This window comes from Donghicola sp. (assembly GCF_025210255.1).
Taxonomy (GTDB): Bacteria; Pseudomonadota; Alphaproteobacteria; order Rhodobacterales; family Rhodobacteraceae; genus Donghicola; species Donghicola eburneus.
Window position 1 is genome coordinate 167,489 of record NZ_JAOARZ010000024.1, and the last position, 9,773, is coordinate 177,261.

The window sequence follows — 9,773 nt, forward strand, 5'->3', positions numbered from 1 at the left end:
TTTCGCTCACTAGGGTGCCCCGAACTTTGAACCAAGACCGGATCCACGAGGGGCTTCATGGAATTTCTAGAAATGATCTTTGGCAAGATCGGCGATCTGACATGGGGCTGGTCCCTGATCCCGATCCTTGTCGTCTTTGGCGCGTTCATCACCATCGCCACTGGCTTTGTCCAGATCGAGTACTGCGGCCGCATGTTCCGCGTGCTGTCGAACAAGAACAACTCGGACGACGACACGCAGATTTCAGCACGCGAGGCCTTGCTGGTGTCTGTGGGCGGTCGTGTCGGCGGTGGCAACATCGCAGGCGTCGCGGTTGCGATCACCCTTGGCGGGCCCGGCGCGGTGTTCTGGATGTGGGCGATTGCGCTGGTCGGCATGGCCACTAGCCTTGTCGAATGCTCGCTCGCGCAGCTGTTCAAGCGCAAGACCGATGACGGCGGTTATCGCGGTGGTCCGGCGACCGCGATCATGCACGGCCTCGGTGCCTCTTATAAATGGCTGGCAGTGGTCTACGCGATCTGCCTGATCGCAGCGTTCGGCCTCGGCTTCAACGCATTCCAAGGCAACACCGTCGCGGGCGCTGTACAGGACTCGCTCGGTGTGGATCGCCTGTGGACCGGCATTGCGCTGGCTGTGATCTCTGGCTTCATCATCTTTGGCGGCATCCACCGCATTGCCAAGGCGTCGGACGTTGTCGTCCCGATCATGGCGGTGGGCTATATCCTGATGGCACTGGTCGTCATCTTGATGAATCTCAGCGACATTCCCTCCGTCCTGACCACCATTGTGCGCAATGCCTTTGGTTGGGAAGAAGCTGTCAGTGGCGGTATGGGTGCCGCGATTGCCCAAGGTCTGCGTCGCGGCCTGTTCTCGAACGAGGCTGGCTTGGGCTCTGCCCCTAACGTCGCAGCAACTGCCCATGTGCGTCACCCGATCAGCCAAGGCATCACGCAGGCCTTCTCGGTCTTCATTGATACGATCCTGATCTGCTCGTGCACCGCGTTCGTGATCCTGCTGGGTGACGTCTACGTGCCCGGCGCCGAAGGCATCGACGGTGTCGCCCTGACCCAGCAGTCCATCGTGTTCCACCTTGGCGATTGGGCGCAGTACTACCTGACACTGGCGATCCTGCTCTTTGCTTTCTCGTCGATCATCTACAACTACTACCTCGGCGAAAACGCTCTGACCTTCATGACCCAGAGCAAAGCGGTTCTGGTCGGCTTTCGTCTGGCGATCATGGGCATTGTCTTCCTTGGTGCCGTCGCACCCGGAGCAACCGCCGTCTTCTTCTTCTCGGACCCGATGATGGGCATTCTGGCGCTGGTGAACCTGCTTGCGATTATGATGCTCTTCCCTGTCGCGATGCGCATGCTGCGCGACTTCCGGGAACAGCTAAAGGATGGGGTTGAACGCCCTGTCCTGAACCCCGATGACTTTGCGGATCTCGATATCGACCGCGAAGCATGGCGCGGCGACAACGGCTAAGCCAAACTTAGGGCCACCCTCGCGTGGCCCTTTTTTATTGCGGCGTTACAAAAATTTCACGATCGCACAGCCATATTTCGGATATACCTGAAATATGGAAAAAATGATTCCCGATCGTCTTGCTATTCTGGGGCACCCTGCGCGGCTGGCCCTGTTCCGTCTGCTCATGCGCCGATATCCGGACCGATTGCCCGCGGGGGAAATCGCAGGAGCCTTGGACCTGAAGGCCAGCACTCTGTCCACCTACCTGTCCTCGCTCATGCAGGTCGGGCTGGTGACGCAGCAACGCGCGGGCACTTCGCTCATGTACTCCGTGGATATGGAGACTGTGCGACAGACCTTTGACTACCTGCTGGTGGATTGCTGCCGCGGCCGTCCCGAGATGTGCGCCCCTGCCCCCGCCCTGCAGACCAGCGGCAAGAGGAGCGTGCTGTTCCTGTGTACAGGAAACTCGGCCCGCTCGATCATGGCCGAGGCAATCCTGCGGGGCATGGCGGGCGACCGGTTCAAAGCGTACTCGGCGGGCACCCATCCGCGCGACTCTGTGAACCCAATCGCCCTACGCACACTCGAAGCCAACGGGATTGAACCCATCGGCCTGTCGCCGAAACACATGGATGCGTTTCAGGGGCATATGGCCCCGCAGATGGATTTCGTTTTCACGGTGTGCAACCAAGCCGCGAACGAAGAGTGCCCCAAATGGGAGGGACAGCCGATCAGCGGCCACTGGGGCCTGCCGGACCCCAGCTCTCTGGTCGCAAGCGGGTTCTCTATCGAAGACGCCTACCAACACACCTATCGCGCGCTGCGCCAGCGCATTGCCGCTTTCGTGCAGCTGCAAGTCGACTCGCTGGACCGGATCGCGTTGCAGAGCGCGATCGACTCTATTGCCCGCATGCCAAAGGACTACGACGCATGACCACCTACGCCCTGAATGGCCTTGGCCGCATCGGTAAGCTTGCCCTCAAACCGCTGCTCGAGCGCGGCGCCAAGATCGCATGGATCAACGATGCGGTAGGCAATCCCGAGATGCACGCGCACCTCCTGGAATTCGACACCGTTCACGGCCGCTGGGACGCCGCGTTCAGCCACGACGCAGATAGCGTAACGATCAACGGCACCCGCCTGCCCTTTGTCGGCACATCTGACCTGAACGAACTGCCTCTGGACGGCGTTGATGTGGTCATCGACTGCACCGGCGTTTTCAAGACCGAGGCCAAGCTCGCCCCCTACTTCGCAGCAGGCGTGAAAAAGGTTGTCGTCTCGGCCCCTGTCAAAGACGGCCCCACGGCGAACGTTGTGTACGGCGTGAACAACGACGTCTACGATCCCAAAGAGCATCAGATCGTCACCGCGGCAAGCTGCACCACCAACTGCCTTGCGCCTGTGGTCAAGGTGATCCACGAAAACCTCGGCATCAAGCATGGTTCGATCACCACGATCCACGACGTGACCAACACACAGACCATCGTGGACCGCCCCGCCAAGGATCTGCGCCGCGCGCGGTCCGCACTGAACTCGCTGATCCCTACGACAACGGGCAGCGCCACGGCGATCACCCTGATCTATCCCGAGCTCAAGGGCCGCCTGAACGGTCATGCCGTGCGTGTGCCTCTGCTGAATGCGTCGCTGACCGACTGCGTCTTTGAGGTGGAGCGGGAGACCACAGCCGAAGAGGTCAATGCCTTGTTCAAAGCCGCCGCCGAAGGCCCGCTGGCCGGCATCCTCGGCTATGAAACACGGCCGCTGGTCTCTACCGATTACACTAACGACGTACGTTCCTCTATCGTGGACGCCCTGTCGACGATGGTGATCAACGGCACCCAAGTCAAAGTCTACGCTTGGTATGACAACGAGATGGGCTACGCGCACCGGCTCGTTGACGTGGCCGAAATGGTCGGAGCCCGCCTGTGAGCACGCGCCCCGAAGGAATGTCCGCCTACATAGCGGTTACAGCGGCCTATTGGGCTTTCATGCTGACCGACGGGGCGCTGAGAATGCTCGTTTTGCTGCATTTCCACACTCTGGGCTTCAGTCCTGTGCAGCTGGCCTACCTGTTCGTGCTTTACGAGATTGCAGGCATGGTCACGAACCTGTCCGCAGGCTGGATTGCCGCGCGGTTTGGACTGACCTCTACCCTCTATGTCGGGCTCGGCATTCAAGTGGCTGCGCTGATTGCCTTGGCGCAACTCGATCCAGCATGGTCCATAGGTCTGTCAGTCACCTACGTTATGTGCGTCCAAGGTGCGAGCGGCGTGGCCAAGGATCTGGCCAAGATGTCGTCAAAGTCTGCAGTCAAGCTTCTGGCCCCAACTGAGAAAGGAGGTCTGTTCCGTTGGGTTGCTGTCCTGACAGGCTCCAAGAATGCGGTCAAAGGCGTCGGCTTCTTGCTCGGTGCTCTGATGTTGTCCACGTTAGGTTTTGTTTGGGCAACTTATCTGATGGCAGGCGTGTTGTTCATCATACTCGTCGCTATTGCCTATGCGATGCCTGCCGGGCTGCCGACAGGGCGAAAGGGTGCCAAATTTTCGGAAGTCTTCTCAAAGTCGGTCAACGTGAACTGGCTATCGGTGGCACGCCTGTTTCTATTTGGTGCGCGGGACGTGTGGTTTGTGGTGGGCATCCCAATCTATTTTTACAGTGTGCTGTCTGATGGGACCGCAGAGGGCAATCGCACGGCATTCTTCATCATCGGAACGTTCATGGCTGCGTGGATTATTCTGTACGGCTTGATCCAAGGACTTGCGCCCAAAGTCCTGCGCGCAGGCGCCCGTTCGGAAAAGGCTCTCATCGCCGACGCGCGCCGTTGGGCGTTCTTGCTTTCGGCCATTCCTGCCGCTCTCGCCTGCGCCGCATTCATGGCGACCGGCCCGTCCGATTGGCTTACGGCGCTACTGATCGTTGGACTCTTGGCCTTTGGCGCCGTCTTCGCAATCAATTCTTCGCTCCATTCCTACCTGATCCTCGCATTCACCAAGTCGGAACGGGTGACTATGGACGTGGGCTTTTACTACATGGCAAACGCCGGAGGACGCCTGATTGGGACTGTTCTGTCTGGGGCAGCCTACCAAGTGGGGGGCTTGGTGCTGCTTCTAGCGTGCGCGACCGTTATGGTGCTCATGTCAATGATAGCGGCATGTCAGTTACGCTCTTGAAGGAATTACTGACGCTTATTCGTTTAGCGTCGGCACTATAACTGTTTTTTTTGCACAACAGCGGCCTTCTCGGCCCTCGCTTTCGCGGGCCCTGCTGATCTATTGCGCGGGCATTTTCTCGTTACCCTCCCCCTTCCTCTGTCGGCAGTGTACCGTGAAGGATTGGCGTCGCGTATCGAGACCTCGAGTATCGTGGTATAACGGTCGGAAGCTGGGAGCAGCTGGGGGGCCTGATTGAGCGGAGCGTTCTGATCCTGCATGAACGGGATGGGCAACTATGCGATTACCTTTCTCTTCACTCTGAGAAGCTCGGAGATCGCAGCTATTACGTAAACGGGTTCAGAGAAGCGTTGAAAGACAAAAGAATGCCCACCAGTATCCGTCCGAAGGCAACGACCGACGACAATCAAATATCATAAGTGTCGAAACCGAATAGAGATCATGTTCGTGGGCCTGAAGGATTGGCGTCGCGTCTCAACCCGCTATGGCCGATGCCCCAAGTATTACTCTCGGCCATCGCCCTCGCTGCTCTCGTCATCCATAAGTTACGAATGCTGCCCACAATTCAAAAGGGTTGATTGCAGGAACTCGAATTGCGCACGGTTTGCTTCTTTGAAGGTATCTGACAAAGCCGCTCGTATAGAAATTTCGGTCCACCTTGAACACGGCTTTTCGACTTAGCATCTTGTTATGTGAGATGCCCCGACCCGGCGCGGAATACGTTCGTGCCAGAGCAAGATGGATGGTGGGAATAACACTTAGGGAGAATTAATCGAGATTGAATTCGCCTGTGAAATCCCCTGCAATCGTCCATCGTTGTCTCCTTAGCTCAATATGTAGAAAGAAACGGGCAGATATAGCTCTTTCGATCGCCTTGCATAAATAGATTCACGATGGGACCCAGCATCTCCTTTCTTAACTGTCTGCTTACAGGATTTTAAATCCATTTCACCGCACCAACGGAAATATCCAATTCGGACACCTCCAAAAGATATCCATCAGGCCAATCGAAAAATCATCCGTAAGTAAAACTATACATATTACTTGCTCGTATCACTTTTCGAGCGACTGATCGTGAAACGCGGCGCTTATGGGAACATTAGGCCGAAGGCCGGATTTTTGGAAAATGATGTGGCTTATTCCAATGGAAATGAGACATTTGCTGAATGGCTAGCCGCTAACCCTGATGCAGCCGCATCGACAAGCGAAGCGCTTCAAGCATACCTGAACACCAAGTTCGAGGGTCTCGTGACCTCGGCCACCTTTACCGGCGCTGCAGGTGCTGGCCTGTTCGTCGAGAGCTTCAAGCTCGAAGAGCAATTCGACATCAAAGACGGCATTTTCCTTTCGACCGGCGCGATGGTTGGTACGACCCACGGCCAAGGGGAGCCCACCGTTAAAAATGGTGCCGCTGGCGACGCTGACCTAAACCAAAGCTTGATCGATGGAGGCTTCACTGGCGCGACGACAGCAGATGCGGCGGCCATTGAATTTACGATCAATGTCGACTCTGACAATGTGACCGGCTTCTCGCTGAATGCAATCTTCGGCACCCACGAAACCAAATTTTCGACCAATTCGCAGTACACCGATATTTCTGCAGTCTACGTCAACGGTGTGAACTACGCATTGTTCGATGGGGATGCAGACCAGCCATTCACCGTGTCAAAGAGCGTCTACGATGACGGATACCTGATCCAGAACTCTTCGGGCAGCTACGCGATCGATTGGGGCGCGTTCATCGAAGAAGCTGTTTTTCAGGCACCGCTCACACAGGGCGAGAACACCATCAAAATCGTCGTGGCAGAAGTGAACGACGGTGCATATGACTCCGGTCTCTTTGTTGACGGTCTGACCCTGATCACCAAAGAAGAACAGGAAGAAGTCACGGGTGGCATCCAGATCTCGCAAGAAGTCCTGCAGACATTCCTCGACCGCGCAGAGAGCAAAGGGTTCGAGACACCGGAGCAAGCGCTAGAAGCCTATTTGAACAAGCAGTTCGATGGCTCGGTTTCGGATGTGACTTACACCGGGGCCGAGCAAGCCGGTTATTTCGTTCCCGATTTTTCGGTCGATAGCGAGTCTACCAGCAATACGGCATTTTCAGTGGAGAACGCTCTCTTCTTCTCAACCGGAGGGTTCGTCGGCTCTGAAAACACCGAAGAAGGCTACTCTGTCTCCCATTTCACTTCGGGCGACAGTGATCTGGATGCCAGCGCGCAAGACGCATTCTCAGGCGCTGGTGCGACCCAAGACGCCTCGGTCCTGACCTTCAACATCAATGTCACTGATAAAACGGTCGATGGAATGCGGTTCGATCTCGTGTTCGGCTCTGACGAATATCCAGAGTTTTCTGACACAAGCTATACCGATATCGCGGCTGTTTATGTGAACGGTGTGAACGTTGCCCTCTTTGACGACGACGACCCGAGTTCGGCACTGGCTATTACCAGCAGCAACCAGTCAAAGTACGGTTTCTTTGACAACACCACCGGCGACTATGACGTCGAATGGGATGGCTTCATTAAACCACTATCTATCCGCGCCGCGCTTGAGCAAGGCGTGAACGAAATCAAAATCGCTATCGCTGACACGGGCGATACCATCTACGCCTCGGGTATGTTCGTATCGAACTTTAGCTTCCTGACGGGCGGTGGCGCAAACGCAGGAATTTTGACCAGTCTCACCGCAGATGAAGACACAACGGATATCGCACCGACTGGCATTGCCGAAGAGATCGATATCTCACAAGCAAGCGGCCCTGTGTCGCTTACCGGTGGAGCCTCGGACTTTGACGGAGACGTCATTTCGGGCTTTGGAGCTGGCGACCAACTGAACTTCAACGGTGTCACCTTCACCAGCGAGAATGTCGAAATTACCCAAGGCTCTGCAAACTTTGCTATCGACAGCGATCAAGATGGGGAGATGGACACCTATTTCACCCTTGATGGGCAGTTCGACCTAGACACCTTCGAGATTTCTTCTCTCGAAGAAGGCAATGGCACCGCGATAGGCTACAGCGATGGGGGCAAGGACAAGGTCAAAGGCACCAAGGGCGATGACGAGCTTTATGGCTTTGGCGGGAATGACAAAATCAAAGGCAAGGGTGGCGACGACTACATTGAAGGCGGCGATGGCAAGGACAAAATTGCTGGGAATGCGGGCAATGACATTATCCTTGGCGGTGCGGGCAAGGACAAGATCAAAGGTGGTGGCGGTTTCGACATCCTGAACGGAGGTGACGGCAACGACAATCTGGCTGGCAACGGCGGCGTCGATCTCATCTTTGGCGGCGCGGGCAACGACAAGCTGAACGGCGCCAGCGGAAATGACGTGTTGAGCGGCGATCAGGGCGATGATCTTCTAAAGGGCGGCGGAGGTAAGGACACCTTCCAGTTCAATTTGTCGAATGGTGGCAATGACATCATTCAGGACTTTACCGATAAGGATCAGATCGAATTCTTGACCGTTTCGACTGAGGGAAGCTTCTTTGTGCCTTCCGGGAACGCGCTTCTTACATATGCCGCTCAGGATGGAAACGACGTGGTATTCCAGTTTGACGCCGAGACGTCGCTGACTGTTTTAGATTATGATATCGCGACTCTACAGGATCAATTCAATCTGATTTAAACACTTGGCCAACCCTTTAGCGCTGCCCTTCTCGAAAGGGCAGCGCTCTTCATTATGATATTTGAATCTGAAATTACGGACGCCGGTGTTATAAGCTCAACGGCGCAGCACATCTTCGCCTACGCATTAACCTGGGCTTTCTGCCCAAAACCAGAGTACGTTAGGCTTACGACCTGCTGATATTCTGACTGCCCTGAATGCCGAAGGGGTCCCCCCGCCCCGCCGCAGCGGCAAGAGCAGCGGCGCTTGGTCGTTCAGCACCCTGTCTGGGAACTGGAAGCGCGGGACCGGTGTCATCAACAACGAACTCTATATTGGCAAGCGCGTCTGGAACCGCCAATGGTTCAAAAAGGATCCCGACACCACCACACGTCGGGCACGTCTCAACCCACCAGAAGCGTGGGTCGTCACTGAAGTGCCGGACATGCGGATCATCGATGATGCTCTGTGGGATAAGGTAAAAGTGCGCCAGGCCAAACTGCGCAAGGAGGTCTTCGAGAAGCGCAAAGCCGGACAAACTCCCGGCACCGAGACCGCCCGACGCCCCAGCTATCTCCTCTCAGGCCTCCTGGAATGCGGTGACTGCGGCTCTGGCTACAGTATGATCAATCAAGAGCGCATGGGCTGCTCGGCCGCGCGGAACAAAGGCACCTGCTCCAACCGTCGCAGGCCGCGCTATCTGTTTTCAAAGCTGCTCGTTTGCGACTGCTGCGGAGGCGGGTTCTCCATGATCAACAAGTCCTCCTTCGGGTGTACACAGTCGCGCACCAAGGGCCAGGTGATCTGCCCCAACCGCCGGACGATCAAACGAGAAGAGCTGGAAGATCGCATCCTGACCGCCCTGACGGAACGACTGATGCAGCCCGAGGCCGTAAAGGCCTTCTGTGACGCCTATATGGCGGAGCGGAACCGCCTGGCGTCGTCGCGTGATGACAAACGTAGCGAACTTCTGACATCTCTCTCCAAGCTCAAAAGCGAGAAAGACGTGCTCGTTGCTTCGATCAAGTCAGGCGTGCCTGCGGAATTCCTTCACGACGAGATCGAAGAGAACATGCGGCGCACCGCAGCTTTAGGGGCGGAACTCAGTGCCGAGCCGCGCGAGGACGTCCTGCGCTTCGATCCCCGTCTGGCTGAGGACTACCGTCAGCGTGTCTCAGCGCTTATCCGATCTCTTGGAGATCGGACCGAGATGAACGAGAGCTGGGTGCAACTTCGTGGACTGATTGAGAAGATCATCCTGATCCCCGATGACCACGACGGTTATACGATCGACTTACGCGGAGATTTGGCTGGGTTGCTGAACATGGCGCTTGGTCCAGAGGTGTCTCAGGCGCAAGGTATTGAAGATGTTCTGCAATTTAAGTTGGTTGCGGGAGTAGGATTTGAACCTACGACCTTCAGGTTATGAGCCTGACGAGCTACCGGGCTGCTCCATCCCGCGACGCTTATTGGCCTTTAGCACGGAGTGCTTCTTGAGGCCGCTATCGCCCTCAGCGGATATAG

The 9,773-nt window shown here is 56.4% G+C and carries 6 protein-coding genes, 1 tRNA gene and 2 pseudogenes; 8 read left to right on the forward strand and 1 reads right to left on the reverse strand.

Going from position 1 to position 9,773, the window contains the following annotated elements; all coding sequences use genetic code 11:
* Positions 1–57 precede the first annotated feature (57 nt).
* The 8 genes and pseudogenes from N4A58_RS11630 to N4A58_RS20945 all read left to right on the forward strand — a co-directional run bounded on the left by N4A58_RS11630 (position 58) and on the right by N4A58_RS20945 (position 9,678).
* A complete protein-coding gene (locus tag N4A58_RS11630) occupies positions 58–1,485 on the forward strand; it encodes a sodium:alanine symporter family protein (RefSeq protein WP_293709792.1) in 1,428 nt (475 codons plus the stop codon).
* A 94-nt stretch (positions 1,486–1,579) separates the two neighbouring features.
* Positions 1,580–2,404, forward strand: a complete 825-nt coding sequence (locus N4A58_RS11635) for a helix-turn-helix domain-containing protein (protein WP_293709794.1) — start codon at positions 1,580–1,582, stop codon at positions 2,402–2,404.
* A complete protein-coding gene (locus tag N4A58_RS11640) occupies positions 2,401–3,399 on the forward strand; it encodes an ArsJ-associated glyceraldehyde-3-phosphate dehydrogenase (protein WP_293709796.1) in 999 nt (332 codons plus the stop codon). Before N4A58_RS11635 ends, N4A58_RS11640 begins: the two co-directional genes overlap by 4 nt.
* Positions 3,396–4,640 (forward strand): organoarsenical effux MFS transporter ArsJ, encoded by a 1,245-nt coding sequence (gene arsJ / locus N4A58_RS11645; protein ID WP_293709798.1) that lies wholly within the window; start codon positions 3,396–3,398, stop codon positions 4,638–4,640. The genes N4A58_RS11640 and arsJ overlap by 4 nt, the downstream gene beginning before the upstream one ends.
* Positions 4,641–4,948: 308 nt before the next feature.
* Positions 4,949–5,218: pseudogene (locus N4A58_RS11650) on the forward strand (transposase); the annotation flags it as partial.
* Positions 5,219–5,771: 553 nt separating this feature from the next.
* Positions 5,772–8,270, forward strand: a complete 2,499-nt coding sequence (locus N4A58_RS11655; protein WP_293709800.1) for a choice-of-anchor L domain-containing protein — start codon at positions 5,772–5,774, stop codon at positions 8,268–8,270.
* Between the two features lie 175 nt (positions 8,271–8,445).
* Positions 8,446–8,727 (forward strand): annotated as a pseudogene (locus N4A58_RS20940) (recombinase family protein); the annotation flags it as partial.
* A 6-nt stretch (positions 8,728–8,733) separates the two neighbouring features.
* Complete coding sequence (locus N4A58_RS20945) at positions 8,734–9,678, forward strand: zinc ribbon domain-containing protein (RefSeq protein ID WP_367176988.1); 945 nt, start codon at positions 8,734–8,736, stop codon at positions 9,676–9,678.
* On the opposite strand, the gene N4A58_RS11660 is transcribed toward N4A58_RS20945, so the two are convergent.
* Positions 9,635–9,711, reverse strand: a tRNA-Met gene (locus tag N4A58_RS11660). The two genes, N4A58_RS20945 and N4A58_RS11660, sit on opposite strands and share 44 nt — an antisense overlap.
* Positions 9,712–9,773 lie beyond the last annotated feature (62 nt).